General features: G+C 59.2%; 23 protein-coding genes and 2 pseudogenes. 18 read left to right on the top strand and 7 right to left on the bottom strand.

Going from position 1 to position 25,325, the window contains the following annotated elements; genetic code table 11:
• Nucleotides 1-135: 135 nt before the first annotated feature.
• From P6U16_RS01990 to hfq, 4 genes are all read left to right on the top strand, one after another.
• The gene (locus P6U16_RS01990; protein ID WP_277702424.1) at nt 136-2,409 is read left to right on the top strand and encodes a PAS domain-containing sensor histidine kinase; all 2,274 of its coding nucleotides are present in this window, start codon (nt 136-138) and stop codon (nt 2,407-2,409) included.
• Nucleotides 2,399-3,763 carry a sigma-54 dependent transcriptional regulator gene (locus P6U16_RS01985; RefSeq protein ID WP_277702423.1) on the top strand — a complete coding sequence of 455 codons (1,365 nt, stop codon included), beginning with the start codon at nt 2,399-2,401 and terminating at the stop codon, nt 3,761-3,763. The genes P6U16_RS01990 and P6U16_RS01985 overlap by 11 nt, the downstream gene beginning before the upstream one ends.
• Nucleotides 3,764-3,787: 24 nt before the next feature.
• Nucleotides 3,788-4,651, top strand: a complete 864-nt coding sequence (locus P6U16_RS01980) for a D-amino-acid transaminase (protein ID WP_277702422.1) — start codon at nt 3,788-3,790, stop codon at nt 4,649-4,651.
• Between the two features lie 110 nt (nt 4,652-4,761).
• On the top strand, nt 4,762-5,004 hold the full coding sequence (gene hfq / locus P6U16_RS01975) for an RNA chaperone Hfq (RefSeq protein WP_018325164.1): 243 nt from the start codon (nt 4,762-4,764) through the stop codon (nt 5,002-5,004).
• On the opposite strand, the gene P6U16_RS01970 is transcribed toward hfq, so the two are convergent.
• Nucleotides 4,929-5,231, bottom strand: a complete 303-nt coding sequence (locus P6U16_RS01970; protein WP_277704029.1) for a hypothetical protein — start codon at nt 5,229-5,231, stop codon at nt 4,929-4,931. The genes hfq and P6U16_RS01970 overlap by 76 nt on opposite strands.
• On the opposite strand from P6U16_RS01970, the gene hflX reads away from it, so the two are divergent.
• Both hflX and P6U16_RS01960 read left to right on the top strand, forming a co-directional pair.
• Nucleotides 5,112-6,410 carry a GTPase HflX gene (gene hflX, locus P6U16_RS01965; RefSeq protein ID WP_277703976.1) on the top strand — a complete coding sequence of 433 codons (1,299 nt, stop codon included), beginning with the start codon at nt 5,112-5,114 and terminating at the stop codon, nt 6,408-6,410. The genes P6U16_RS01970 and hflX overlap by 120 nt on opposite strands.
• A 530-nt stretch (nt 6,411-6,940) precedes the next feature.
• Entirely contained in the window at nt 6,941-7,492 is a 552-nt protein-coding gene (locus tag P6U16_RS01960; protein ID WP_277702421.1) for a hypothetical protein, read from the top strand.
• 65 nt (nt 7,493-7,557) lie between these two features.
• Here P6U16_RS01960 and mazG read toward each other — a convergent pair whose 3' ends face one another.
• The 3 genes from mazG to P6U16_RS01945 all read right to left on the bottom strand — a co-directional run bounded on the left by mazG (nt 7,558) and on the right by P6U16_RS01945 (nt 9,229).
• Nucleotides 7,558-8,391 carry a nucleoside triphosphate pyrophosphohydrolase gene (gene mazG / locus P6U16_RS01955; protein ID WP_277702420.1) on the bottom strand — a complete coding sequence of 278 codons (834 nt, stop codon included), beginning with the start codon at nt 8,389-8,391 and terminating at the stop codon, nt 7,558-7,560.
• 5 nt (nt 8,392-8,396) lie between these two features.
• Complete coding sequence (locus P6U16_RS01950; RefSeq protein ID WP_277702419.1) at nt 8,397-8,984, bottom strand: nucleoside deaminase; 588 nt, start codon at nt 8,982-8,984, stop codon at nt 8,397-8,399.
• Nucleotides 8,985-9,100: 116 nt separating this feature from the next.
• Nucleotides 9,101-9,229: a hypothetical protein gene (locus P6U16_RS01945; RefSeq protein WP_277702418.1), complete on the bottom strand. Its 129-nt coding sequence runs from the start codon at nt 9,227-9,229 to the stop codon at nt 9,101-9,103.
• On the opposite strand from P6U16_RS01945, the pseudogene cysG reads away from it, so the two are divergent.
• The 5 genes and pseudogenes from cysG to P6U16_RS01920 all read left to right on the top strand — a co-directional run bounded on the left by cysG (nt 9,228) and on the right by P6U16_RS01920 (nt 14,158).
• Nucleotides 9,228-10,681 (top strand): annotated as a pseudogene (cysG, locus tag P6U16_RS01940) (siroheme synthase CysG). The gene P6U16_RS01945 and the pseudogene cysG overlap by 2 nt on opposite strands.
• A 9-nt stretch (nt 10,682-10,690) precedes the next feature.
• Nucleotides 10,691-11,005 carry a DUF2849 domain-containing protein gene (locus tag P6U16_RS01935; protein ID WP_277702417.1) on the top strand — a complete coding sequence of 105 codons (315 nt, stop codon included), beginning with the start codon at nt 10,691-10,693 and terminating at the stop codon, nt 11,003-11,005.
• A gap of 14 nt (nt 11,006-11,019) precedes the next feature.
• Nucleotides 11,020-12,690, top strand: coding sequence for a nitrite/sulfite reductase (locus P6U16_RS01930; RefSeq protein ID WP_277702416.1), 1,671 nt, complete (start codon nt 11,020-11,022; stop codon nt 12,688-12,690).
• Nucleotides 12,691-12,700: 10 nt separating this feature from the next.
• The gene (locus P6U16_RS01925; protein WP_277702415.1) at nt 12,701-13,201 is read left to right on the top strand and encodes a DUF934 domain-containing protein; all 501 of its coding nucleotides are present in this window, start codon (nt 12,701-12,703) and stop codon (nt 13,199-13,201) included.
• A 141-nt stretch (nt 13,202-13,342) separates the two neighbouring features.
• Nucleotides 13,343-14,158, top strand: coding sequence for a ferredoxin--NADP reductase (locus P6U16_RS01920; protein ID WP_277702414.1), 816 nt, complete (start codon nt 13,343-13,345; stop codon nt 14,156-14,158).
• An 80-nt stretch (nt 14,159-14,238) separates the two neighbouring features.
• Here the strand turns inward: P6U16_RS01920 and P6U16_RS01915 are convergent, their stop codons facing one another.
• Together P6U16_RS01915 and P6U16_RS01910 are read right to left on the bottom strand one after the other, a co-directional pair.
• A complete protein-coding gene (locus P6U16_RS01915; protein WP_277702413.1) occupies nt 14,239-14,859 on the bottom strand; it encodes a GntR family transcriptional regulator in 621 nt (206 codons plus the stop codon).
• Between the two features lie 804 nt (nt 14,860-15,663).
• Entirely contained in the window at nt 15,664-15,804 is a 141-nt protein-coding gene (locus P6U16_RS01910; protein ID WP_277702412.1) for a hypothetical protein, read from the bottom strand.
• Between P6U16_RS01910 and P6U16_RS01905 the strand changes: the two genes are divergently transcribed.
• From P6U16_RS01905 to P6U16_RS01875, 7 genes are all read left to right on the top strand, one after another.
• Nucleotides 15,799-16,851, top strand: a complete 1,053-nt coding sequence (locus tag P6U16_RS01905) for a ferredoxin reductase family protein (RefSeq protein WP_277702411.1) — start codon at nt 15,799-15,801, stop codon at nt 16,849-16,851. The two genes, P6U16_RS01910 and P6U16_RS01905, sit on opposite strands and share 6 nt — an antisense overlap.
• Nucleotides 16,852-16,912: 61 nt before the next feature.
• Nucleotides 16,913-20,287: a c-type cytochrome gene (locus tag P6U16_RS01900; protein ID WP_277702410.1), complete on the top strand. Its 3,375-nt coding sequence runs from the start codon at nt 16,913-16,915 to the stop codon at nt 20,285-20,287.
• Nucleotides 20,288-20,364: 77 nt separating this feature from the next.
• Nucleotides 20,365-20,775 carry a hypothetical protein gene (locus tag P6U16_RS01895; RefSeq protein ID WP_277702408.1) on the top strand — a complete coding sequence of 137 codons (411 nt, stop codon included), beginning with the start codon at nt 20,365-20,367 and terminating at the stop codon, nt 20,773-20,775.
• Nucleotides 20,776-20,786: 11 nt separating this feature from the next.
• Nucleotides 20,787-21,263, top strand: a complete 477-nt coding sequence (locus P6U16_RS01890) for an OmpA family protein (protein WP_277702407.1) — start codon at nt 20,787-20,789, stop codon at nt 21,261-21,263.
• A gap of 3 nt (nt 21,264-21,266) precedes the next feature.
• A complete protein-coding gene (locus tag P6U16_RS01885; RefSeq protein WP_277702405.1) occupies nt 21,267-21,929 on the top strand; it encodes a caspase family protein in 663 nt (220 codons plus the stop codon).
• A gap of 25 nt (nt 21,930-21,954) precedes the next feature.
• Nucleotides 21,955-22,890 (top strand): hypothetical protein, encoded by a 936-nt coding sequence (locus P6U16_RS01880; RefSeq protein ID WP_277702404.1) that lies wholly within the window; start codon nt 21,955-21,957, stop codon nt 22,888-22,890.
• Nucleotides 22,887-24,446 (top strand): caspase family protein, encoded by a 1,560-nt coding sequence (locus tag P6U16_RS01875; RefSeq protein WP_277702402.1) that lies wholly within the window; start codon nt 22,887-22,889, stop codon nt 24,444-24,446. Before P6U16_RS01880 ends, P6U16_RS01875 begins: the two co-directional genes overlap by 4 nt.
• A 90-nt stretch (nt 24,447-24,536) precedes the next feature.
• Here P6U16_RS01875 and P6U16_RS01870 read toward each other — a convergent pair.
• Nucleotides 24,537-25,311, bottom strand: a pseudogene (locus P6U16_RS01870) (amino acid ABC transporter ATP-binding protein).
• Nucleotides 25,312-25,325 lie beyond the last annotated feature (14 nt).

Raw genomic sequence — 25,325 nt, 5'->3', positions numbered from 1 at the left:
CGCAGCCGCGTGGTGACTGGACAGCTTCGCCGTCCTAACCCGCTCCGGTTCGGTCATCACTCTTGACCAAAAACAGACAAAAATCTTCGCCGCTCGCGCAAAAACGCCGGGCGCCGGATGGGGGATGCATTTCTGATGGCAGACGGGCAGACTTTGCCATTGGCGGAAGAAGAAGGCATGGCAATCGGTAATGATCGCCGTGCGCTGTTCGCCTTGCCGGGCCTGATGGTCGCAACGGGTGCCCTTGTTTGCGCGGTCGTCTCCCTGGTTGTTCTGCTCGGGCTTACACCCGTTCGGCCGGAAACGCCGATCGTCATCGCCTCTGCTTCCGTTAATGCGCTGTTCGTCCTCGGTCTGCTTTTCCTGATCGGCCGTGAAATCCTCCGATTGCTGAAAGCGCGCAATCGTGGACGGGCCGCTGCGCGGCTGCACGTGCGGATCGTCGCGCTGTTTTCGATCGTTGCAATTACGCCAGCCATTCTGGTGGCGATTTTCGCGAGCATCACGCTGGATGTCGGATTGGATCGCTGGTTCTCGCTGCGCACGCAGTCGATCGTCAGTTCATCGCTCGACGTGGCGCGCGCCTACGTGCTGGAGAATGCCAGTTACCTGCAGGGCCAGACGGTCTCCATGGCGAATGATCTCGAGCGTAACCGGCAACTCTATAGCCTTGACCGGACCGGCTTCGTTGAGTTGATGACGCGTCAGGCCTTGGGCCGTGGAATGCTGGGCGCATTTCTGGTTCGCGCCGATGGAACGGCCATCCTGCAGGCCAATATACCGACCGACCGCCCACTGCCGGCCATCCCGATGGACGCTCTGAAAAGCACCGTTTCGGGCCAGCCGACGCTTATTCCGCCGGGAATAACCAATCTCGTGGGTGCGGTGATCCCGGTCGATAATATTGCCGGCGCCTATCTCTACACTGTCCGGACAGTCGATGCGAAGGTCATGCGCTCGATGCGGCTGATGGAGGAGAACACCGCGGAATATAAGACGTTGGAATCCGGGCGAACTTCGCTTCAGATCGCCTTCGGCGTGCTCTATCTCGGTTTCGCGCTGATCGTGCTTCTGGCGGCGATCTGGACGGCGATCGCGGTGGCCGATCGCATCGTCCGTCCGATCCGGCTTCTGATCGGCGCGGCAGACAGTGTCGCCTCCGGCAATCTCAGCGTCATCGTTCCGGTCCGCGCCGTCGATGGCGACGTTGGCAGCCTGTCGCGGACTTTCAACAAGATGATTGCCGAGATCCGCACCCAGCGCGACCAGATCCTTGAGGCGAAGGACGAGATGGACGACCGCCGTCGCTTCATCGAGGCCGTGCTCTCCGGTGTGACTGCGGCCGTCATCGGCGTCGAGGACGATCGCCGCATCACGATCGCCAATGCCTCCTCGGAGGTTTTCCTGTCGCGGTCGATGCTCGATCTGGTGGGCGAAAAACTGCAGGATGTGGCCCCTGAAATCGATCAGGTGCTGAGCGAGGCGGCAAGCCGCCACCGCAATGATTACCGCAAGCAGATCAACATCATGCGCGGCGGAACCGAGCGCACGTTGAACGTTCAGGTCACGCGCGAGGAAACGCGCGACGCCAAGGAATCCTACGTCATCACCATCGATGACATCACCGACCTCGTCATCGCCCAGCGCTCGACTGCCTGGGCCGATGTGGCGCGGCGTATTGCGCATGAAATCAAGAACCCGCTGACGCCGATCCAGCTTTCGGCCGAGCGGCTGAAGCGCCGCTACGGCAAGCAGATCGACCCGGATGACCGCGCGGTTTTCGACCAGTGCACCGATACGATCGTGCGCCAGGTGGAAGACATTGGCCGTATGGTCGATGAATTCTCCGATTTTGCCCGCATGCCGAAGCCGACGAAGGAAAAGGCCGATCTCCGGCATATCCTCAAGGATGCGGTGTTCCTGCGGGAGATGGGCAATACCCACATCACCTTCATCCGGGATTTCGGCGACGAGCCGCTGGACGGCATGTTCGACAGCCGGATGCTGGGGCAGGCTTTCGGCAACATCGTCAAGAACGCCGTCGAGGCGATCGAAGCTTTGCCGGCGGATGCCGTTCGGGCCGAGCAGAAGATCATGGTCCGCTCGCAAATTAATGAAAGCACCGGCCGGTTCGTCGTAGATATCATCGACAACGGCAAGGGGCTGCCGACGGAAAATCGCCATCGCATTCTCGAGCCCTATATGACGATGCGCGAAAAGGGCACCGGCCTTGGCCTCGCGATCGTCAAGAAGATCATCGAGGATCATGGTGGGCAACTGGAACTTCACGACGCGCCCGCTGATTTCGACGGCGGTCACGGCGCGATGATCCGCATCATTCTACCGCCGGCGGGGCAGGCCGCCGGCGCGGACGACAGACAAAACAAGGACAGGACAGATGGCCGCTGATATTCTGGTTGTGGATGACGAGGAGGACATTCGCGAAATCGTCTCGGGCATCCTGTCTGACGAAGGACACGAAACCCGCACCGCGTTCGATAGCGACAGTGCGCTGGCGGCGATTGGCGATCGGCTGCCGCGGCTGGTGTTTCTCGACATCTGGATGCAGGGCAGCCGGCTGGACGGGCTGGCGCTGCTGGACGAGATCAAGAGCCGGCATCCCGACCTGCCGGTGGTGATGATTTCCGGCCATGGCAATATCGAGACGGCGGTCTCTGCCATTCGCCGCGGTGCCTATGATTTCATCGAAAAGCCCTTCAAGGCCGACCGCCTGATTCTCATCGCCGAGCGGGCGCTGGAAAACTCCAAGCTCAAGAAGGAAGTCTCCGAACTGAAGAAGCGGTCCGGGGATCCTGTTGAACTGATCGGGACGTCGGTCGCGGTCTCGCAACTGCGCCAGACGATCGAAAAGGTCGCGCCGACCAACAGCCGGATCATGATCCAGGGGCCGTCCGGCTCCGGCAAGGAACTGGTCGCCCGCATGATTCACCGCAAGTCGTCGCGCGCCAATGGCCCGTTCGTGGCGCTGAACGCGGCGGCGATCACGCCGGATCGCATGGAGGTGGCGCTGTTCGGCACCGAGGCGACGCCGGGACAGCCGCGCCGCACCGGTGCGCTCGAAGAGGCGCATAGCGGCATCCTCTATCTCGACGAAGTCGGTGAAATGCCGCGGGAGACCCAGAACAAGATCCTGCGTGTCCTGGTCGACCAGCAGTTCGAACGCGTCGGCGGCTCCAAGCGCGTCAAGGTTGACGTGCGGATCATCTCCTCGACCGCCTATAACCTCGAAAGCCAGATCGCCGAAGGTGCCTTCCGCGAGGATCTCTATCACCGGTTGGCCGTCATCCCCGTCCGCGTTCCGGCGCTTGCCGAGCGTCGCGAGGACATTCCCTTCCTGGTCGATATGTTCATGCGCCAGATCAGCGAGCAGGCGGGTATCCGGTCCCGCAAGATCGGCGAGGACGCGCTGGCCGTGCTGCAGGCCCATGGTTGGCCCGGCAATATCCGGCAGTTGCGCAACAATATTGAACGGTTGATGATTCTTGCCCGCAGCGACGGTCCTGACACGCCGATTTCCGCCGACATGCTGCCGACCGAAGTCGGCGATAGCCTGCCGAAGATTTCGACGCAGGGCGATCATCACATCATGACGCTGCCTTTGCGCGAGGCGCGCGAAATGTTCGAACGCGATTATCTGATTGCCCAGATCAACCGGTTTGGCGGCAATATTTCGCGTACGGCGGAATTCGTCGGCATGGAGCGTTCGGCCCTGCACCGCAAGCTGAAATCGCTGGGCGTATAACCACTCTTTTCCGTTCGGGGTCCTATGTCGAGAATTGCCTATGTCAACGGCGCCTATGTGCAGCATGCAGAGGCGGGCGTGCACATCGAGGATCGCGGCTTCCAGTTTGCCGACGGTGTCTACGAGGTCTGCGAGATCAGGCATGGCTTGATCGTTGATCTCACGCGCCATCTCGATCGGCTCGACCGGTCGCTCGCCGAACTGCGGATCAACTGGCCGATGGCGCGTGCGGCGCTCATCGTCGTGATCCGGCAGGTCCTGCGCCGCAACCGCGTCAGAAACGGCATGTTTTATCTGCAGGTCACCCGCGGCAGCGCGCGGCGCGACCATGTGTTTCCCGCAGAGGGAACGCCGTCCACTATTGTCGTTACGGCCAAGCGCACCGATGCCGGCCTGATTGCCCGGAAGAACAGCCAGGGCATCAAGGCGATCACGGTTGCCGAAAACCGATGGGACCGGGTCGATATCAAGAGCGTCGGCCTGCTTCCAAACGTGATGGCCCGCCAGAAGGCCAAGGAAGAAGGGGCGCAGGAGGCGATCTATATCGATGGCGACGGGACGGTGAAGGAAGGGGCCGCAACCAATGTCTGGATCGTCGATGCAAACGGCAATCTGCGGACGCGGCCGGCCGAGCACGGCATCCTGCGCGGCATCACCCGCACGACGCTGATGGACGTTGCAAAGCATGTGGGGCTTGTGATCGAGGAGCGGGCCTTTACGCGCGACGAGATGATGGCGGCGCGGGAAGTGTTCATCACGGCGGCCACCAGCATCTGTTTTCCGGTGGTCGCCATCGATGGAAAAACCATTGCAAACGGCCATCCCGGCAGCGTGTCACAGAATATTCGTGAAGCTTTTTTCGACATTGCGGAAAAGACTGCGATTTGATACCAAATCCGATGGGGCGTTGAGCGGAGAGGTTCGAACCAGCGTTTCGGGATAGTAAATCATAGGGACAACCGGCTGTTTGGGCCGGCAAATAAGAAAGAAGCGGCGCGATGGCGGAACGTTCTCAGAACTTGCAGGATCTCTTTCTCAATACGGTTCGCAAGCAAAAGATTTCTTTGACGATTTTTCTGATCAATGGTGTAAAACTGACAGGTGTTGTGACGTCCTTTGATAATTTCTGCGTCCTTTTGCGGCGTGATGGGCACTCCCAGCTCGTTTACAAGCACGCCATCTCGACCATCATGCCCGGCCAGCCGATGCAGATGTTCGAGAGCGAAGAATCCGCCTCCTGACGGGACAAAAGGCAATTACCAACAAACGTGATACCAAATCGTCGTCGATCATCCCGGAGCTGGAAAAGCTCCGCGATGACATTCGCGCCGTCGTCATCGTCCCGGTCCTGAAGAAGACCGGAAGGCAGAATGCTGAAATCGCCGCCGCGACCACCACGCGGTCGGATGAGAGCCGGCTGGAGGAGACCATCGGTCTGGCGCGGGCCATCGATCTGGAGATCGTGCATGGCATGATCGTGCCGGTGGCGCAGCCCAAGCCGGGTACGCTGCTTGGCAGCGGCAAGATCGAGGAAATCGGCCAGCTGCTCGACGAGCACAATGCCGGTCTCGTCATCGTCGATCATCCGCTGACACCGGTGCAGCAGCGCAATCTGGAAAAGGAATGGAACGGCAAGGTCATCGACCGCACCGGCCTCATTCTGGAAATCTTCGGCCGCCGCGCCTCCACCAAAGAGGGGACGCTGCAGGTCGATCTGGCGCATCTGAATTATCAGAAGGGCCGGCTGGTGCGCAGCTGGACCCACCTTGAACGCCAGCGCGGTGGTGCAGGCTTCATGGGCGGTCCCGGCGAAACGCAGATCGAGGCCGACCGTCGCCAGCTGCAGGACAAGATCATCAAGCTGGAGAAGGAGCTTGAGCAGGTGCGCCGCACCCGCCAGCTGCATCGCTCCAAGCGCAAGAAGGTGCCGCATCCGATCGTGGCGCTGGTCGGCTATACCAATGCCGGCAAATCGACGCTGTTTAACCGCATCACCGGCGCTGGTGTTTTGGCCGAGGACATGCTGTTTGCGACCCTCGATCCGACGCTGCGGCGGATGAAGCTGCCGCATGGCCGCATGGTCATGCTGTCGGACACCGTCGGCTTCATTTCCGACCTGCCGACCCATCTCGTTGCCGCCTTCCGCGCGACGCTGGAAGAGGTTCTTGAGGCCGATCTGATCCTGCACGTCCGTGATCTCTCCGATCCGGACAACCAGGTGCAGGCGCAGGACGTCGAGCGCATCCTCGACGATCTCGGCATAGACGAGAAGGCACGTTCGGAACGCATCATCGAAGTCTGGAACAAGATCGACCGGCTGGATGCGGATGACCACGAGGGCATTCTCCAGAAAGCCGAGCACACGCCGAACACCATCGCGGTGTCCGCCGTGACCGGCGAGGGCGTCGACCGGCTGCTCGACGACATCGGCCAGCGGCTGTCCGGCGTGCTGATGGAATGCAACGTCGTGCTTCCGGCCGACAAGCTGCAACTGCTGTCCTGGGTCTACGAACACACTGTCGTGGATGGCCGCGAAGACATGGAAGACGGCTCCGTCAGCCTCGATCTTCGGATGACGCCGAGTGAGTCGGAAGAGCTGGAGCGGCGGCTTGGGAATGGTCCGAAGGCGGCTGCGCAGGACTGGTAGTTATGCCGGGATCTTTGGATTTGACGGCACGTATGCACGAGGCATTGTTTGAGAGTCCGGGCAACAAAAGCTGTGATATTCACCGGCCTGTTGCTGGCGTTGGCGTGCTTATATGAAGGCGGACGCCTGCTCCTTCCAGTGATCCAGGCCAGCGATCAAATCGACCGTTGCGCTGACGACTATTCGCCCAATTATATCGATGCCCCAGTGGAACGAACGAAGGTTTGTGGATCAGGCAATCCGTAGTTTGGGCATATTGCGGTGTGGCGCGCTGAGGTCGGCTGTGCAGGACTGGTAAGCCGGTAGGGCTGCCGCCGTCAGCTTGTTTCCAAATGCGCAACTCTCTCCTCCGTCATGGTCGGGCTTGACCCGACCATCCATCAGCCTCTCCCCTCGGCGACGGGCTGGAAGATCCTCGGCTCAAGACCGAGGATGACGCGCGCAAGGTCGGCGATAACGATCATTTAAAACCGATGTGATCTGTTCGCACTCATCATGGTCGAGAATGAATTCGCAGGATAAGCACATAAATGACAGCGGGCCTTCCGGACAGCTTTTCGAGGCTTGAGTTCAAGCGTTCCATGTTGCCGTACCGGCTGCTTGCTTTTGCCGGGAGTGTAGTTATTCCATCGATGGTGCTGAAAGCTGCGGAGGCGATTGTGCCGGGCTCTTTGTCGGTTCACCATCATTTCGCGCTGGTCGCGTGGTGCTTGATGGCAGCTGGATGTCTATTCGTATTTTCCAGGCTCCGTGCACGAGTGGATTTTGAAAAACCCATCGTTATCGTCGAACCTGGCGGGGTCACGATCTCCGACTTCGTCACGAAGACGTGGTCCTGGGCTTCTGTATCAAAAATTAAATTCTATGAGAGTGGTCAGTTGAAAGAGAGCAAAGTGCTTGTCTTCCATCTGGTGGCGGGTGGCAGCGAAACCATAAGCCTAAGGCCCATGGTCGGAACTACCGGCAGACAGCTTTTTGATAAGATGAGAGCTTACCATCGTAAGTTCGGACCGCAGCCCGATCGTGCGACAGGCGGATCAAGCTTTAATTCCGCATCATGGACAGGTTTGGACGATGAATAATCAGGAGCAGTCCCACTCTCCGGCGTAACCGAAAAGGCCGCCGTTCCGTCAGTCTACGCGATGAATTACGTCAACCGCCGCTCGATCGCTTTTGCCGCTTGCCACAATCCTTCCATCCGCTCCAGCGTCGCCTCCTGCAGGCTCTCTCCCGATGCCTCCAGTTCGGTTTCGATATGACCGAATCGGCGGCGGAATTTGGTGTTGGTGCCGCGCAGCGCCATTTCGGGGTCAGTGCCGACATGGCGGCCGATGTTGACGACGGCGAAGATCAGGTCGCCGAGTTCATCGGCAACCTTGGCCCTATCGTTGGATTTCAGGGCTTCACGCAGTTCGCCGATTTCTTCCTCGATCTTGTCGAGGATCGGTTCCGACGATGACCAGTCGAAGCCGACCTTGGCGGCGCGTTCCTGCAGCTTGAGCGCTTCCACAAGGGCCGGGAAACTGCGCTGGACGGAGCCGAGATGGCCCTTGTCTGCGTCATCAGGCAGGCCGCGACGGGCACGCCGTTCAAGGCGTTCGGCTTTTTCAACCTGCTTGATCTCGCTCCACTGCAGCTTGACTGCTTCGGGCGTGTCGGCCTCGGAGCGTGCAAAGACATGCGGATGGCGGCGGATCATCTTTTTGGTGATTGCCTCGACGACATCGCCGAAGGAAAAATCGCCGGATTCCTGTGCTATCCGTGCGTGAAAGACGACCTGCAGCAGGAGGTCGCCCAGTTCGTCGCAGAGATCGTCCATGTCGTTGCGTTCGATCGCGTCAGCGACCTCGTAAGCCTCTTCCAGCGTGTAGGGCTTGATGGTCTCGAAGGTCTGGACGATGTCCCAGGGGCAGCCGGTGACGGGCTGGCGCAGGGCCTCCATGATGTCGAGCAATTGCTGGATGTCTTTTGAAGGCTGCATGGGGCTCAATTCAGCGGAATGGCGTTGTCGTCCTTGCCGGACTGATAGGCATCGGACAGGTTCTGATAGCGGGCGCGGATACGCGCATCCTGCTGGCGCAGGGCGGCTTGCTTCTGCGGCTCTGACGTGGCCACCAGATCGGAAATAGCTGCGGACCGCCAGAAGGCGTTGTTTTTGGCATAGCTGCCGGGTTCCAGCTTGAAGACCTCTTTCAAAATCTTCAGGTCGTGCGGAATGGCAAAGGCGTCGCGCGAATCCTCGTGGCTGAAGAAATAGTAGAAATTGTCGAACCCCGCCCAGGTGATCGCCGAAAGACACATGGAGCAGGGCTCGTGTGTCGACAGGAAAATCAGATCCTTTGTATCAGGCTTTTCCGCCTGCTCGTAGAAGCGCTTCAACGTGTGCACTTCGCCGTGCCAGAGCGGATTTTCGGTCTCGTTGTTCGTTTCCGCAACTACCAGCGAGAGATCGGACTTGCGCAGGATGGCAGCGCCGAACACCTTGTTGCCTGCGGCCACGCCGCGTTCGGTGAGCGGCAATATGTCGTGCTCGATGACCGTCAGCAGACGTTCCGCGAGTTCCGATTGTGTCATGATGATTTCGCTCCAGGGATGAGACAAGGGCATTTAACGGGGAACGCCGGTGATGCGCAATCCTGTTTCGCCATCGAGAGCAAAGGCTTCGATGCGCCGCAACGGGAGAGATTTGCTCAAATTCCCGGCATGTCGAGCAAAACAAGTCGTGTCGGCAAAGCCATTGGCATTTCTGTTTCTTCAATTTCTTGGCTATAAGGAGGATATTCTGGATTATCTGTAACAGGATCCGTCTCCTCGATCATGACCGAGCAACTGACCGTCTTTCCGGCCTTCTTCCGCGTTGCGCAGAAATGCGTGGCGGTGTTCGGCAATGGCGATGAGGCTTTTGCAAAAGTGCGGTTGCTGCGCAATACGCAGGCCGATATCGTCCTTTATGCCGATGAGCCGGAAGCCGACCTTGCAGCCTATCTCACATTAAACGAGATCAAGACCGTGAAGGCTGCCTTTTCTCCGGAACAGGTGGAAGGCGCCGTGCTCGTTTTCGCCGCTACCGGTGATGCTGAGCAGGATCAATTGATTGTCGCCGCTGCTCGCGCGCAAAAATCCCGGCCAACGCAGTCGATCAACCCGAGTTCTGCGATTTCCTGACCCCGGCGCTGGTTAATCGCGCGCCGGTCGCCGTTGCCATCGGAACGGAAGGGGCGGGTCCGGTGCTGGCCCAGATGATCAGGGCGCAGGTCGACCAGATCTTGTCTCCGTCGCTGGGCGTTCTGGCAACGCTCGCGCAGACCTATCGTCATGCTGTAGACCGCCTTGTCCCGCGTGGCGTTGCCCGGCGCGTGTTCTGGCGCCGCTTCTTCTCCGGCGCGGTGGCCGATCAAGTCGCGCTCGGCAATGTGTCGCTCGCCCGTCGCGAGGCGACGAAGCTGCTGAAGGCCATGGACAAGGTTCCCGGCCATGTCTGGCTGGTTGGAGCAGGGCCTGGCGCCGAAGACCTTCTGACGCTGCGCGCCCAGCGCGTGATGATGGAGGCCGATGTGCTGGTCTATGATGCGCTGGTACCCCAGGCAATCGTCGACATGGGCCGCCGTGACGCGGAGCGGCTGTCAGTCGGCAAGCGCAAGGGTTGCCATTCGAAGTCACAGGAAGAGATCAATCAACTGCTGGTGGGTCTTGCCTCGGAAGGCAAGCGCGTCGTACGGTTGAAGTCCGGCGATCCGCTGGTCTATGGCCGCGCAGGCGAAGAAATGGCCGCTTTGCGCGAGGCCGGGATTACCTACGAGATCGTTCCCGGCATCACATCCGCCTTTGCGGCTGCGGCTGACTTCGAACTGCCACTGACGCTGCGCGGTGTGGCCTCATCGCTGATCTTCACCACCGGCCATGATCTGGCGGGCGATGTTTTGCCGGATTGGGCAAGGCTGGCGATATCGGGCGCGACGATTGCCGTCTATATGGGCCGCACAGTGGCCGCGTCCGTTGCCGGGCGGCTGATGGAGGCCGGATTGCCGGCCGAAACGACGGTTGCGGTGATCGAGAATGCCAGCCGGGCCGATCGTCGCCTGCTGCATGGCACGCTGCGCGATCTGCCCGATCTTGAGCATCGCGACGAGTTGAACGGACCGGTCATGGTGATCATCGGCGACGCGGTCGCAGGCGCCAATTTCGAACATTCCGAACCGCTGGTGGCAAAGGCGGGCAGGGCGGTCCTTGCCCCGGCTGCGGTCCGACGCGAAACACAAAAGACGAATTGAGGGACTGACATGGTCGACAAAGTGCTGACAGCCAACCGCCTTTCCGATGGCATTTCCGTCTGGCTGGATGCCGCCGGCAATTGGGTGGAATCGCTGCAGGACGCCTTCGTCGCGCGCCATGCCGAGGCGGTTGCCGCGCTGGAAGCGACCGGCAAAACCGCCTTTGCCGACAACAAGGTGGTTGACGTCAACGTCATCGACATCGAAGAAGTAAATGGCGTTCTGCGACCGCTGCGCCTGCGCGAACGCGTTCGTGCCGAAGGCCCGACGATCGAATATGCCCCCGGATACAAGGGCCTTACCGGCCCCGTACATGCTGCCTGAGGAATTGAAGACCGATGTATCGTTACGATGAATTCGACCACGCCTTTGTCCATGACCGCGTCGAGCAGTTCCGCGATCAGGTGACCCGCCGCCTTTCGGGAGAGCTTGCCGAGGATGCCTTCAAGCCGCTCCGGCTGATGAATGGCGTCTATCTGCAGCTTCACGCCTATATGCTGCGTGTCGCCATTCCCTATGGCACGCTGAATTCCAAGCAGATGCGCATGCTGGCCCATATCGCGCGCAAGTACGATCGCGGCTATGGCCACTTCACCACGCGCCAGAACATCCAGTACAACTGGCCGAAACTCTCCGATACGCCTGACATTCTGGCCGATCTCGCCTCCGTCGAGATGCACGCCATCCAGACCTCCGGCAACTGCATCCGCAATGTCACGGCCGATCATTTTGCCGGTGCTGCCGCCGACGAGGTCGCCGACCCGCGTCCCTACGCGGAAATCCTGCGCCAGTGGTCATCCGTGCATCCAGAGTTTTCCTTCTTGCCGCGCAAGTTCAAGATCGCCGTCACCGGCGCCGAGCGCGACCGCGCGGCCATTCAGGTGCACGACATCGGCCTGCATCTGAAAAAGAACGACAAGGGCGAGATCGGTTTTGCCGTCTATGTCGGTGGTGGGCAGGGCCGCACGCCGATGATCGCCAAGAAGATCCGCGACTTCCTGCCGGAAGAGGACTTGTTGTCCTACACCACAGCGATCATGCGCGTTTACAATCTGCATGGACGCCGCGACAACAAGTACAAGGCGCGCATCAAGATCCTCGTGCACGAAACCGGTGCTGAGGAACTGGCGCGCCAGGTGGATGTCGAATTCGCGGACCTCAAGAACACCGAACTGAAACTGCCCGACACCGATATCCAGGCGATCTCGTCCTATTTCGCGCTGCCGGCGCTCAGCGAGCGTCCGGAAGGTTGGGCCAATCTCGCCCGGTGGAAGAAGGCGGACGAGGGGTTCGCCCGCTGGATCGACCAGAATGTTCAGCCGCACAGCCATCCCGACTATGGCATGGTGACAATCTCCCTGAAGCCGATCGGCGGCATCCCGGGCGACGCCAGCGACGCGCAGATGGATCTTGTTGCCGATATCGCCGAAGAATATGCCTTCGACGAAATCCGTGTCAGCCACGAGCAGAACCTGATCCTGCCGCATGTGGCGCTGGCCGATCTCGAAGCCGTCTATCGCGGCCTCGTGTCTTCGGGGCTTGCGACCGCCAATGCCGGCCTGATCACGGATATCATCGCCTGTCCGGGGCTGGACTATTGCGCGCTCGCCAATGCACGCTCGATCCCGCTGTCGCAGGAAATCTCCACCCGCTTCGGCGATCCGGCGCGACAGGCCGAAATCGGCGAGCTGAAGATCAAGATTTCCGGCTGCATCAATGCCTGCGGTCACCACCATGTCGGCCATATCGGCCTTCTGGGTGTCGAGAAGAAGGGCGCGGAACTTTACCAGATCACGCTTGGCGGCTCTGGTGACGAGAATACCTCAATCGGTGAAATCATCGGCCGCGGCTTCGAGCCGGAGAAGGTGACTGACGCGATCGAGACCATCGTTGAGACCTATCTTGGCCTGCGCAACGATCCGTCGGAAATTTTCCTCGAAGCCTATCGCCGTGTCGGACCGCAGCCGTTCAAGGATGCGCTCTATGGCTCGACGGCAGCAGCGGCATAAGGGAAAAGATATGACGAAGATCTGGAAAGAAACCGGTTTTGTAGAGAACGATCCGTGGATCGTCGAAACCGACGACGTCACGGCAAGCGGCGAGCAGAAGCCGCTTCTGGAGATCGATGCATTGATCGCACGGGCGGAGACCAGCAATGATGTCGGTCTCGGCGTGCTGATCAAGCCGGCCGACGACGTCAAACGGCTCGAGCCCTATCTGTCTCGCCTCGATATCGTTGCGGTCGCGTTCCCTGCCTTCAACGATGGTCGGGCGTTCAGTCACGCCTCGCTGCTGCGTCAGCGGCTGGGCTTCGCCAATGAAATCCGGGCTGTCGGCGACGTGCTGATCGACCAGGTGCCGCTGATGCTCCGTTGCGGCATCGACAGCTTTGCCGTGACCAATGATACTGCAATCCGGCGCCTTTCCGAAGGCCGGCTGCCGGGCATCGCCAACCACTATCAGCCGACGGCGCGGCCTTCGACGGACGCCAGATCCTACAGCTGGCGTCGGGTTTCCTGAAAATTGGCCCGCGACAGTCTGAAGCAAGGCATTTCATGCAAAGAGGCGTATAATTGGAACAGATTTCCTTTCTTTCGCCGTTCCAGTGCTCTATCCGCCTAAGATGATCGCTCTACTCACCATTACAGGACTAAGACCAAGATGAATGCTCCTGCCAAGGTCGAAGAATTTGTTCCCGCAGCTGTCCCCGCCGGCGTCTTTGCCGAAACGGTGACGAAGGTGACGCATTATACGGACCGGTTGTTCAGCTTCCGCATGACGCGTCCGACCGAATTCCGGTTCCGCTCCGGCGAATTCGCGATGATCGGACTGATGGTGGATGGCAAGCCCATCTACCGTGCCTATTCGATCGCAAGCCCGGCCTGGGACGATGAGCTCGAATTCTTCTCGATCAAGGTACAGGACGGTCCGCTGACCTCGCACCTGCAGGGTATCAAGCCGGGCGATCAGGTGCTGATGCGCAAGAAGCCGACCGGCACTCTGGTGCTCGACGCGCTGACCCCTGGAAAGCGCCTCTACATGTTCTCGACTGGCACCGGCATAGCGCCCTTTGCAAGCTTGATCCGCGATCCGGAAACCTACGAGAAGTTCGAGGAAGTCATCCTGACGCACACGACGCGCGACGTGGCGGAACTGAAATACGGCTTCGACCTGATCGAGGAAATCCGCAACCATGAATTCCTGGCCGAGCTTGTCGGCGACAAGCTGCGCCATTACGCAACGGTGACGCGCGAGGACTATCCGTTCAAAGGCCGTATCACCAACCTGATGCGTGACGGCAAGTTCTTCACCGATCTTGGCCTGCCAGCCTTCGATCCGGCGATCGACCGCGCCATGATCTGCGGCTCGACAGAGATGCTGAAGGAAACAAAGGAAATTCTCGAGGCAGCCGGCCTGACAGAAGGTGCGAACAACAAGCCGGGCGAGTTCGTCATCGAGCGCGCCTTCGTCGGCTGATCGTTAGAATACAGCTATAGGGAAGGGGCGGTTTGCGATGGCAGACCGCCCTTTTGCATTGCCGGCACTCTGCCCGTCGTTCAGCGGCCCGCGAGATAACCCATCAGTTGCACCATGGCCGCGGAGGCTGCGTCCGCGTTGCCCTGGTGAATGGCACGGATCACCTTCACGTGCAGGTCAACCGACCGGTCCATATGGTCCGTCGATGCGGCCCTGAACCAGAGGCGGCGGGCGTGGGTCTGCAAAGATGCAAGTGCGGCGGTCAGGAAGGCGTTGGGGCATGCGGCCTCCATGATCTCGTCAAACGCCTTGTCCGCCGAGAGGAAGCCCTCCATGTCAGCATTGATCGAACATGCGGTCATCTTCTGGGCGCATTCGATCATGTCGGCGCGTTGATCCGGGCTCGCATGCTCGGCGACAAGGGCTGCAGCGAGCGGCTCCAAAATGCTGCGCGTCTCCATGACATGGCGATGGTCGTCGGCCTTGATTTTGGAAATTTGCAGGCCAACCCGGGCCCGCACCGTGATCAGGCCTTGCCAGGCCAGTTTCTGGATCGCTTCTCGCACCGGTGTCCGCCCGTGGCCGGCCAGATCAATCAGCTGTTTTTCCGTCACCAGCGATCCCGGCTCCAGCTTCAGCGTAACGATCAAGCTTTCCAGCGCCAGATAGGCTAGATGCGCCTGGGAAGATGGGTTCGTCATGAAAGATCGTCCTTCGTGATAAATCGCATATCTACAGCAGCAGAATCAAACCGCTAAAGATATGATTGGTCACGGCCATGTTGACTGTCCCGGGCACTAACGACAAAAATTGACGCTAAAGGCAAGCGCGAGAGGGTCGAAATGGCGCGTTGTCTTGCATTTTGATCAACACCACCGTCGATCGCACGATCCTTCGTGGCTTTCTTGATTAGGCCATGCAAAAAAGCGAAGATGGTCGCGGAGAGCAAACCGCTGCTGAGGAGGGCCTGCAAAAGCATGTGCTACGCAGGGTTGCTGTTCGCTGCAAGCGTTGACTATAAATACCCAAAACGAACGGAAGTACGTCGTTCCTCAGGAGCCGGGGGATTGCTTTTTATTAGACGAAACCAACTTGTATCCTTGATTTCACACAGTTTATGCCTGTTGGCAGATATTTCCGCTCTTGACCAATGCGCTGACGCAGTTAGTCTGCATTGTCGTCGCTGAAGGGCGGCTGAAAACTATTTGGATGTAATCTTGTGGCAGCTGTCGCAATGCAGAATCTTTGATATTCTGAAAAATTATTGTCTCGTATTTTTACCAGGGTTTTCTGAAGCATAAAATTTCGCCGGGGCGAATAAAGCGGCTGAGCAATCCGTAACAGCTACAATAGCAGTTGACGAACCTTATGGGCCTTGCCAGTCTTGATCCAAGAGGAACTGTCGACTTTCGGTGATATTTGTGGGGGCGCAAATTGACTGCGGGTGCATACATCGTCTGGACATTGATTGGTTTTGCGGGCTTGCTTGCCATACCCGCCGTCAGTCACACCAATGCAGGAACGACGTTTTCGCTTGTCGCATCGTCCATGGCTTTTGTCGGTATGGGGATCGCCCAGTTCTTGGCGACGCGGCCCCCTTCATCGAGCGCCTGTTCGGCGGGCTCGACAGAATATACCAGGTGCACCGCAAGATCGGTATCGCCGTTCTTGTACTAATCCTGGTGCATTATTTCATTACGCCGGACTTCAAGGGGTTGTCACTGACCAGCGGCTTAAATCAGCTCGCCGCCATGTTCGGCGAATACGCTTTTTATGGTTTCGTCGTTCTTCTGATTTTCAGCCTCGTCAAGATCATTCCGCGCACGAAGATCGAAATTCCATATCACATCTGGCGCATCACCCACCGCTTCATCGGTGTTCTTTTCATCCTGGTTGCATTCCACCAGATGTTCATCAAGCGGCCCTATGACGGCACGGCTCTTTTGGCCAGCTATCTCAATATCTTTGCGCTGATCGGTATCGGCAGCTATATTTATACCCAGCTCTTGCCGTGGCTGCGGACCCGCAGTTACGAGGTCTTCGACGTCAACCGGCATGAGGGGGCGACGATCATATCGGCGCGACCGACCGGCCGCCCGCTCAAGGCGAAACCCGGCCAGTTCGGTTTTTTCCGCGTCAACAAGTCAGGCCTGCGGGAACCGCACCCTTTCACGATCGCGGGGATCGATGACGACGGCGTCGTAAGGTTCGCGATCAAGGCGCTCGGTGACTATACAAAGGCACTGCGCGAGGGCATTGCCGTTGGCGATTCGGTGACGCTCGAGGGCGGCTACGGACATTTCAATCATCGACGTGGCGGCAAGAAGCAGATCTGGCTGGCGGGCGGTATCGGCATCACGCCGTTTCTCGCCATGGCGAGCCGCCTCAAGGGCGACGAAGGCCAGGACATTCATCTGGTCTATTGCGTGCGCGACCGCAGCGAGGCGATCGGGCTGGAGACTTTCGAGACGCAGGCCGGCAAGCTGCAGAATTTCAGTTTCGTGTTGCATGATTCCGCCAAGGATGGTCGGCTCGATGCCGAAAAAATAGTGGCGGCCAGTGCGTTCGACCCCGGCGAGGCAGACCTCTGGTTCTGTGGCCCGCCGCCTTTGAGGGCAGCTATTGAAAAAGGACTGAAAGCGCTGGGCAAGACGCCGCGGCGTGTCGAGTTCGAACAGTTTCAGTTCCGATAATATTCAGTTCCGACAGACGCAGAGACGTTTTGTTCATTTCAGAAAGCAAGGAGAACAAGCCATGAGCATGTTCGGGAAACTGCCTGAAAGCCTCTTTAATACGCGGTCCCGTCTGATGCGGCCGGCGTGGATACTGGCATTGGTCGCCGTTGCGATGATCCAGTGTCCGTCCACGGCCTCGGCGAGGGACGCTTTCGCTGATGACGCCTATTCGACCTACAAGGCGAATGTGGATAACGGCAAGTATTTGTTCGGTGCCGCCGGTTGCGGCGCCTGCCACGGATCCGGCTCGGATACGACGCTGCTCTCCGGGGGCATGGCCATGGATACGGCGATCGGCAAGTTCTACGCGCCGAACATTTCGCCCCATTCCAACGGTATCGGCGGCTGGGGCAATGCCCGCTTCCTTAATGCTGTCATGGTCGGCCTTGATGGCGAGGGCAACAATCTTTATCCGGTTATGCCCTATACGTCCTACGGTGGCATGAAGCCGGAAGACGTCCTGGATATCAAGGCCTACATCGAAACGCTGCCGCAGGCGGATGCCGTGTCGAAGGAACACGAAATCGCGTTCCCCTTCAGCCGGCAGACGACGATCACGCTGTGGAAGCGTAGCCATTTCAATGTCGATGCCTATCAGCCGCGCGAAGAGACGCAGATGGAGCGCGGCCGCTATCTGGTCGAGAATGTCGGCGGTTGCGGCGATTGCCACACGCCGCGCACCACGACTTACGGTCTCGACATGGAGCGGGCCTTTGAGGGCGAAAAGGGCCTGACAGGTGCAGTGGCTCCTGACATCACCAAGGCGAAGATGGGCTCTCTGGCATCGCCGGAGGTGTTCACCGTCGGGCTGATCGAAGAAGGCAAGAAGCTCTCCGGCGCTCCGCTCAACGACCCGGTCATGCGCGAGATCGCCAAGGGCCTCGCGGCGCTGTCCGAAGATGATCGCACGGCCATGTATGCCTATCTGGCGGACCGGGAGGTCAAGGCGCCGGAGCCGGTGCAGCAATCGACCACGGCTGTTTGCAAGGAAAGCACGCCAGCAAGCGCCCTTTCGGGAGACAATGCGGCGCTTGCCGGAGCGGCCGATGCCTTCATAGGAAAATATTGCCGCAATTGCCATGGACCGGGCGAGGGATCGCAAGGCAGCTATCCGGCAGGCGATCTTGCCTCCATTGCTGCCGACGCAACCTTCGTGACACCTGGTGATGCGTCCAAGTCCCGGCTTTTCACCTCTGTTACCAGCGGGCGCATGCCGCTTGGCAAGCGTCCGACAGCCGAGGAGGTCAAGAGTCTTGAGGACTGGATCAACTCGCTGACGCAGAAGGACCTGCCGGAAACGGCGGCAAGCAAGCCGGACCGTGTGCGTCCGATGCTGTCCTATGACGACTTCATCGAAGCGGCACTCAAAGACATTTCCAATGTCAACGAGCTCGACCGTCCGTATATGCGCTACTTCTCCTATCGCAACCAGTATAATGGAATGATGGGTTGCGAAGACGACGATACCTTCATGAAGCGCATGGACATTCTCGCCGGTGGATTCAAGAAACTCCTGAACTCGCTCTCCTACGGTCCAGAACTGGTTCTGCCCGAGGAAGTGGAAGACACCAACGGGTTGCTGGTGCGCGTCGATCTACGCGATCTGGAATGGTCTGACCAGGACTACAACTTCCTGATCAGCCAGTATTTCTACGGTGTCGATCCGGGCAGCGATGCGTCGCTGCGGGCGCTGAGCAAGGAAACCAATACGGTCCTGCCTATCATGCGCATCGACTGGTTCATGAGCTTTGGCGCACGACCGAACATCTACAATTACCTGATGAAACTGCCGACGCAGATCCGTGATCTGGAGCATCGCTTCAAGATCGATGTGGATGAGAATATCCGCCGCCGCAAGGTGATCCGCGCGGGCTTTGCCGATGGATCTTCGGGCGTGTCGGACCACAACCGCATGCTGGAACGCCATGATATGCCCTTCGGCGGCTACTACTGGAAGTCCTATGACTTTGGCGGTGACGTCGGCAAGCAGGTCTTGAAGCGCTTTCCGCATGGCCCGAAGGAACTGGAGCCACTCGACGAGCATCTGACCTCGTTCGAGCATGACGGTGGTGAAATGATCTTCTCGCTGCCGAACGGGCTGCAGGGCTACTACCTGTCGACCGCCGAGGGCAAACAGCTCGATATCGGGCCAACCGCCATCGTCTCGTTCCGCGAACGGCCGATCGGCAAGGGCGTGGAGATCATCAACGCCCGGTCCTGCTTCGACTGCCATGCAAACGGCATTCTCTCGAAGCGCGATCAACTGCGCGAGCACATCCAGACGTCGACGCTGTTCAGCAAGGATCAGCAGGATGTCCTGCTATCCATGTATGTTCCGCAGGAGGAACTGGACGAGGCCTATAACAAGGACCGCGAACGTTTTGTCGCCGCGCTCGAAAAGCTCGGCGTCACGGAACCGACACCGGATAGCGGGCAACAGAGCATCCTTGCCCCCGGCAACACGGAACTCTTCACCTACTTCGCTGACAAGTACGAGGACGAACTCGATTTCGATGCGCTGGCATCCGAGTTCGACATGACCCCGGATGAGTTTTCCGAGGCGATCCGCCGGGTTACGGATATTGATGCACTTCGCCTCGGTATCGACTGGGTAACGACGCTGGAGGCCGGCGGCACGATCCCGCGCATCGAACTGGAGCAGCAATATCCGCTGCTGCTCTACCCGCTGATGCAGCTTGAGCCGCTTGATGTCAGCAATGTCTATCAGGCCGCGGCGACGGAGCAGGTGGAAATCCAGGGCAGCAGCGAGGCGGGCAAGGTCGAGAACAAGGCTGAAAACAAGGCTGATCCCGCCTATCAAGCGGCTGCTGACGCCAAGCCGGCAGACAAGATCGACTACAAAGAAGGTTATGTCGCGCCAGTCAAGAACGAGGAGGCCTATGTGAAACCGGCCAGCCTCGCCGAGGCTGCACCGGCCTACCGCCAGGAGAAGCCGAAGGACTACAAGAAGCTTGAGCTGGCACTCTACGTCAACTCGACGACGGCCAAGGTGGGCGACTACCTGACGTTCGAGTTGAGTTCCAACGAGGCCTGTGAACTTCAGGTGCTCTATGTGGAAGAGACCGGCAATGTCGAGGTCATTCCCGATGCGATGATCGGCAATACGACCTTGCAGGCGGGTGAAAAACGCCTGATCCCGCAACCGGGCAGCGGCAATCTGACCTTCGATACGCCGGCGCCGGCCGAAACGATGATCGCCTATTGCCGCGCTGGCGGGCTGGGGGATGCCAAGCTGTCGGCCGAAAAGGCTCGTGAAATGGTGAAGGCCTCTCACCAGCCGGCAACGCGTGGATTGGCGATTAACCTGGCCAAGCAGGCGGAAAACGACAATGGTGCAAGCGGCGTCCAGATGGTGACGTTCGAGATCAAGTGACATGCAGGAACAGGGGTCGGCTGGAAAAGGCCGACCCCTGTTCGTTGATCACTGAGGAATAGGGGAGAGGACAGGCCATGGCTTTGAGAACGGTTGTTTTTGCATCCATGTTTGCGGCGTTTTCCGCTTTTCCGGCAGCGGCCGCCTGCTCGGCGCTGACCGATGTCGTCAACAAGATGAATGCCGGCGACGAGGCCGGAGCCCAGGCGATTGCGGCTGCGAATGTTGCAGACAGTTGCTCACCCGATGAAATGGCGGTCATTGACCGCGTCGCGGCGCTGACGTCTTTCAACCGCATCGTCGGGGCTGTTGGCCAAGGCAAGAAGCTTGTCGAGTTTGATGGTGAACTGGAGACGCTGCAGAAAACGGTGGCAGCGCCCTGGCAGGTGCTCGATGCGCTGGGGGACATCAATCGCGAAAAAAGAACTACGAATCCGCGGCCCAATATTACCAACTGGCGCTGGAAGATGCGTCAAACGAAACGCTGACACCAGACTGGATGGCACCGGACGCTGATTACATCCGCAGGCTTGATCATCTGGCCGGAGAAATGCGGCTTGTGGCGGCCAAGCCGATCAAACTGGCGATGCGCGGCCCCTGCAAGGTAAATTATCGCGGCGTGTCCTTGAAGAAGAAATCGACACCGGTGCGCTATGTCTTCGGGACCGCGGAATTCACTCCGGAGGGCCTGCAGTCCGCCAAGGACGTGAGCGAATGTCTGAAGTCGGTCAATCCCTCGTCGATCACGCTGATCGGTCATACCGATCCGGTTGGATCGCCGGAGGCCAATCGTATACTGTCGCTTGAGCGGGCCGACGCGCTTGGAAACTATCTTGTTTCCGCTGGTTACAAGGGCAAGTGGAAGAGTGTCGGCCTGGGCGAAGACGAGCCCTTCAAGCCGGATGATGCCAGCGCCTATGACGAGGCGACGCTCCACCAGCTGAACCGTCGCGTCGAAATCGACGTGGAGAAATAATTGATGTTTCGCCGGATCCTCATGGCTGCCACGCTGAGCGCGCTGCCCCTGCAGGATGCGGCAGCCGAGACCTATGCGCTGGTGGTCGGGGTCGATATGTACCCCTTCGAAAGCAATCTTGACGGCGCGGTGAAGGATGCGGAGGACGTCGCGGCCGCCCTTGATAAGGCGGGCATCACCAATGTCGCGAAATTCGTCAACGAAGCCGCCAGCAAGGATGCCATTCGCACTGCGTGGACGGAGCTTGTCGAAAAGGCTGTCAAGGACGATACGATCATCTTCACCTATGCCGGACATGGATCGCAGATGCCGGAACTGGTCGCAGGCGATGAGGAAGACGGGCTTGATGAATTCCTGCAATTGCCGGGTTTCGACCGTGCGCGGGCTGCGGAAACCGATCACGAAATCATTGTCGATAACGAAATGAATGCCTGGTTTGCCGAAGCGGAAGCCAAGGGCATACGCGTACTCTTCGTGTCGGACAGCTGCCATTCCGGTGGCATGAGCCGGTCCTTTTCCGGCAAGACGCGGCTGGCGCCGGCCGTGACGGTGAAATTGCCTGCGCCGTCCGAGCAGGCCATTTCCGGCGCCAAGCTGCGTGAACGGGATTTCCGCGACGTGACGGTGCTTGCCGCTTCCTGGAAAGCCAGCCCACGCCGGAAGTGATCATCGGTGGCGAACCGAGGGGGCTTTGAGCTGGAGTTTCGCGCGCGCGCTTGAAGGCGCCGGCGACCGCGACGGCGATGGCAAGATTTCACGGCTCGAATTGGAAGACTATGTGTTTTCCAATGTGAAGAACCAGTCCGAGGCATTGCAGGTGCCCAACTTTACGCCGCAGGTGCCGCGCTCCGAAAGCGAGGTCGTGGTTTCCCTAACACGCAGCGTGGTGCAGCCCGTCCCCGACGATCAGGGCACACAGGCCGAGGTGGTCATCGACAACGCCGCTGCGCCCGTGAATGATGCGACCGACGCCGACATGGGCGCCAAAACAAATACCGATCCCGGAAATGCGTTGAAATCGGCGCGCGATCTTGGCTGGACGGACAAGCTTGCTCTTTCGGTTTCCGGCTCGAGCGCCGAGATCACCAATATCGGCGGCACGGGCGTACCCTATCGCTGGGATGCGGCGAGCGGCAATTTCTACACGCCGAACGGCGATATCGCCGGCCAGAACATCACCGACACCAAGGTCCAGGGCGTGGTCGACAAGTTCGTCCTGCTCGACTTCCTGAAGGCACTGGCCAGCCAGAAGGCTGGAACCGTCTCGCTGACGCCGGTCAAGGAACTGTATCGGAGCGGTGACAGGCTGACATTCGAAGCCCCGGCCTCGGGCTATACCAGCCGCATCATCTTCAATCTGGCCAATACCGGTGAAGTTCAGCTCATCGAGGTGCAGTCGGCCGGAAGCGAGGATGAATTCAAGCTGCCGAATCTGGAGGTTGTCGAGCCGTTCGGTGCCGACCATCTCGTCGTGATCGCAACCAATGAGCCGGTCGATGCGATCGCTGCGGTGCTGGCCAATCCTGAAATTGATGCGGCTGCCTTGCTGAAGGTTCTTCAGACCCGGATCGATGCAACAGACAGCAGCATCGCGATCCAGCCTCTCTACACACAGGAAAAGCCATGATGGACAAGCTCGGCATCGTTTGGCGACGTATCCTGCCCGCCTCGCTTCTGCTGGCGGCGGTCGCATCACCCCTGCAGGCAGCGGACAGGGCGCTGCTGATCGGCATCGGCACCTATGAAAGCCTGCCGCCGGAAATGTTCCTGCACGGGCCAAAGAACGATGTCGTGGCAATGCAGGATCTTCTCACCAAGAATCTCGATTTCGCGCCGGACAGCATACGTATCCTGAAAGATACCGAAGCAACCCGCGATGCAATCCTGTCGTCGATCAATGACTGGCTGATCAAGGACACCAAGGACGGTGACCGCATCTATCTCTATTTCTCCGGCCACGGCCTGCAGGTCAAGGACCTGAGCAAGGACGAGGAAGACGGGATGGACGAAGCGCTGGCAACATACAATATCAAAGCCGTCGATACCGACTGGAGCAACGTCATTCTCGACGACGACATTGAGCCGCTTCTTGAGAAGATGAAGGGCAGGGTGGTGACCCTAGTGATCGATGCCTGCCATTCCGGCACGATCTCGCGCTCGCTTTCCGTGGATGTGGCCGCCGGTATCGACGGTGCGCGCTTCCTGCCCCGTCCGTTCGCCAAACCGGTTCAGAAGGCTCTGACCCGCGGACTGCGTATCGACACGGGCGTGGTCGACAAGCCGGCCATCGTCAAGGAAAGCGGCGTGACGACATGGAGTGCGGCGGCCCCCTACCAGGTCGCCTGGGATGATGTGCGCCTGCCGGAAGACAAGCGACACGGCGTCTTCACATCCGCCTATATCGCCGGTTACAAGCCGCCTGTCGCCGATGGCAACGCCAATGGCCTCGTCAGCAATGCCGAATTGTTCGAATATGTGAAGGCCCAGTCGGACACCTACTGCAAGTCCCAGAAGAATTGCGAAAATCTCGATCCGCAGTTGGAAACGGTGAATGCAAAGCTCGGCGCCAGTGTCGCCAAGCCCGAGCCCGCAGCCGACTATGTGGAGGCAGCGCCGGAGAAGAAAAAGGAAGAGGTCAAGTACGAAGAGGTCAAGGTCGATGTTGTGGCCGCAGCACCTGCCTATGTCGATGCCGACCCGGTTTCTGCCGTCGGCGACATCGTCGGCAAGGCCGACAATGGGGATGTGACGATATCGCTTGATCACGGACCGAAAATGAAGAAGGGCGACGTCTTCAAGATTTCGGTGACCAGCAAGCATGACGGCAATCTCATCCTGCTCGACGTCAACAAGGAAGGTGTGGCCACACAGTTCTTCCCGAACGAATTTGCTCAGAAGATCACGCCGCTCAAGGCGGGTTCGACCCTGACCATGCCGGATGACTATTACGGCTTCGACTTCGAGGCGGATGGCTCCGGCGAAAGCATCATGGTGGCAATCGTGGTCAGCGACGACATCGACCTGAAGGCTGTAGCGCCCTATTCGCGCGGCCTGAAAGTCGAGCTCAACGCCCGGGAAACCTTGAGCGATATTGTCGCCCGCCTGCAGAAGACCTGGACCGGCGATCTCGAAAACCGCGGCATCAAATGGTCGATGGCAACGATGAAGTACACGATCGACTGAACGCCGCCGGGCCACGCCCTATTGGATGGCATGAAAAAAGGTCCGCCTCGATTGAAGCGGACCTTTGGTTTTTGAGAGCGATAGTTTCGATCAGTGCAGGATCTGGCTGAGGAACAGCTTGGTGCGCTCGTGCTGCGGGTTGTCGAAGAACGCAGCCGGCTCGTTCTGTTCGACGATCTGGCCCTGGTCCATGAAGATCACGCGGTTGGCCACCTGGCGGGCAAAGCCCATTTCGTGGGTGACGCAGAGCATGGTCATGCCTTCCTCGGCAAGACCGACCATCGTGTCGAGAACTTCCTTGATCATTTCCGGATCGAGCGCCGAGGTCGGCTCGTCGAACAGCATGACGCGCGGGTTCATGCAGAGCGAGCGGGCAATGGCCACGCGCTGCTGCTGGCCGCCCGAAAGCTGGCCCGGATATTTGTGGGCCTGTTCCGGGATCTTGACGCGCTTGAGGAAGTGCATGGCCACTTCTTCCGCCTGCTTCTTCGGCATCTTGCGAACCCAGATGGGCGCGAGCGTGCAGTTTTCGAGAATCGTCAGGTGCGGGAAGAGGTTGAAGTGCTGGAACACCATGCCGACTTCACGGCGCACCTCATCGATCTTCTTCAGGTCGTTGGTCAGTTCGATGCCATCGACGAAAATATTGCCCTTCTGGTGTTCTTCCAGACGGTTGATGCAACGGATCATCGTCGATTTTCCGGAACCGGACGGCCCGGCGATGACGATTCTGTTCGCCGCGCATGACCTTCAGGTTGATGTCGCGCAGAACGTGAAAGTCACCGTACCACTTGTTCATGCCGATGATTTCGACCGCTACATCTGTCGCGGATACGGTCATCTTTGCATTGGCTTCGTTTGCCATGTTATTTCCCCTTA

The sequence above is a fragment of the Rhizobium sp. 32-5/1 genome, assembly GCF_029537235.1.
Lineage (GTDB): Bacteria > Pseudomonadota > Alphaproteobacteria > Rhizobiales > Rhizobiaceae > Pararhizobium.
This window is presented reverse-complemented; position numbering and strand designations above follow the sequence as displayed.

Coding starts and splice junctions, on each gene's coding strand:
- P6U16_RS01945 (WP_277702418.1), bottom strand. CDS start 9,229: ATGATCGAGGAGACGGATCCTGTTACAGATAATCCAGAATATCCTCCT.
- P6U16_RS01895 (WP_277702408.1), top strand. CDS start 20,365: ATGGCTTTGAGAACGGTTGTTTTTGCATCCATGTTTGCGGCGTTTTCC.
- hfq (WP_018325164.1), top strand. CDS start 4,762: ATGGCGGAACGTTCTCAGAACTTGCAGGATCTCTTTCTCAATACGGTT.
- P6U16_RS01920 (WP_277702414.1), top strand. CDS start 13,343: ATGAATGCTCCTGCCAAGGTCGAAGAATTTGTTCCCGCAGCTGTCCCC.
- P6U16_RS01970 (WP_277704029.1), bottom strand. CDS start 5,231: ATGCACGATCTCCAGATCGATGGCCCGCGCCAGACCGATGGTCTCCTC.
- P6U16_RS01890 (WP_277702407.1), top strand. CDS start 20,787: ATGGCACCGGACGCTGATTACATCCGCAGGCTTGATCATCTGGCCGGA.
- P6U16_RS01950 (WP_277702419.1), bottom strand. CDS start 8,984: ATGACACAATCGGAACTCGCGGAACGTCTGCTGACGGTCATCGAGCAC.
- P6U16_RS01915 (WP_277702413.1), bottom strand. CDS start 14,859: ATGACGAACCCATCTTCCCAGGCGCATCTAGCCTATCTGGCGCTGGAA.
- mazG (WP_277702420.1), bottom strand. CDS start 8,391: ATGCAGCCTTCAAAAGACATCCAGCAATTGCTCGACATCATGGAGGCC.
- P6U16_RS01875 (WP_277702402.1), top strand. CDS start 22,887: ATGATGGACAAGCTCGGCATCGTTTGGCGACGTATCCTGCCCGCCTCG.
- P6U16_RS01885 (WP_277702405.1), top strand. CDS start 21,267: ATGTTTCGCCGGATCCTCATGGCTGCCACGCTGAGCGCGCTGCCCCTG.
- P6U16_RS01990 (WP_277702424.1), top strand. CDS start 136: ATGGCAGACGGGCAGACTTTGCCATTGGCGGAAGAAGAAGGCATGGCA.
- P6U16_RS01935 (WP_277702417.1), top strand. CDS start 10,691: ATGGTCGACAAAGTGCTGACAGCCAACCGCCTTTCCGATGGCATTTCC.
- P6U16_RS01925 (WP_277702415.1), top strand. CDS start 12,701: ATGACGAAGATCTGGAAAGAAACCGGTTTTGTAGAGAACGATCCGTGG.
- P6U16_RS01960 (WP_277702421.1), top strand. CDS start 6,941: ATGACAGCGGGCCTTCCGGACAGCTTTTCGAGGCTTGAGTTCAAGCGT.
- P6U16_RS01930 (WP_277702416.1), top strand. CDS start 11,020: ATGTATCGTTACGATGAATTCGACCACGCCTTTGTCCATGACCGCGTC.
- P6U16_RS01900 (WP_277702410.1), top strand. CDS start 16,913: ATGAGCATGTTCGGGAAACTGCCTGAAAGCCTCTTTAATACGCGGTCC.
- P6U16_RS01980 (WP_277702422.1), top strand. CDS start 3,788: ATGTCGAGAATTGCCTATGTCAACGGCGCCTATGTGCAGCATGCAGAG.
- P6U16_RS01985 (WP_277702423.1), top strand. CDS start 2,399: ATGGCCGCTGATATTCTGGTTGTGGATGACGAGGAGGACATTCGCGAA.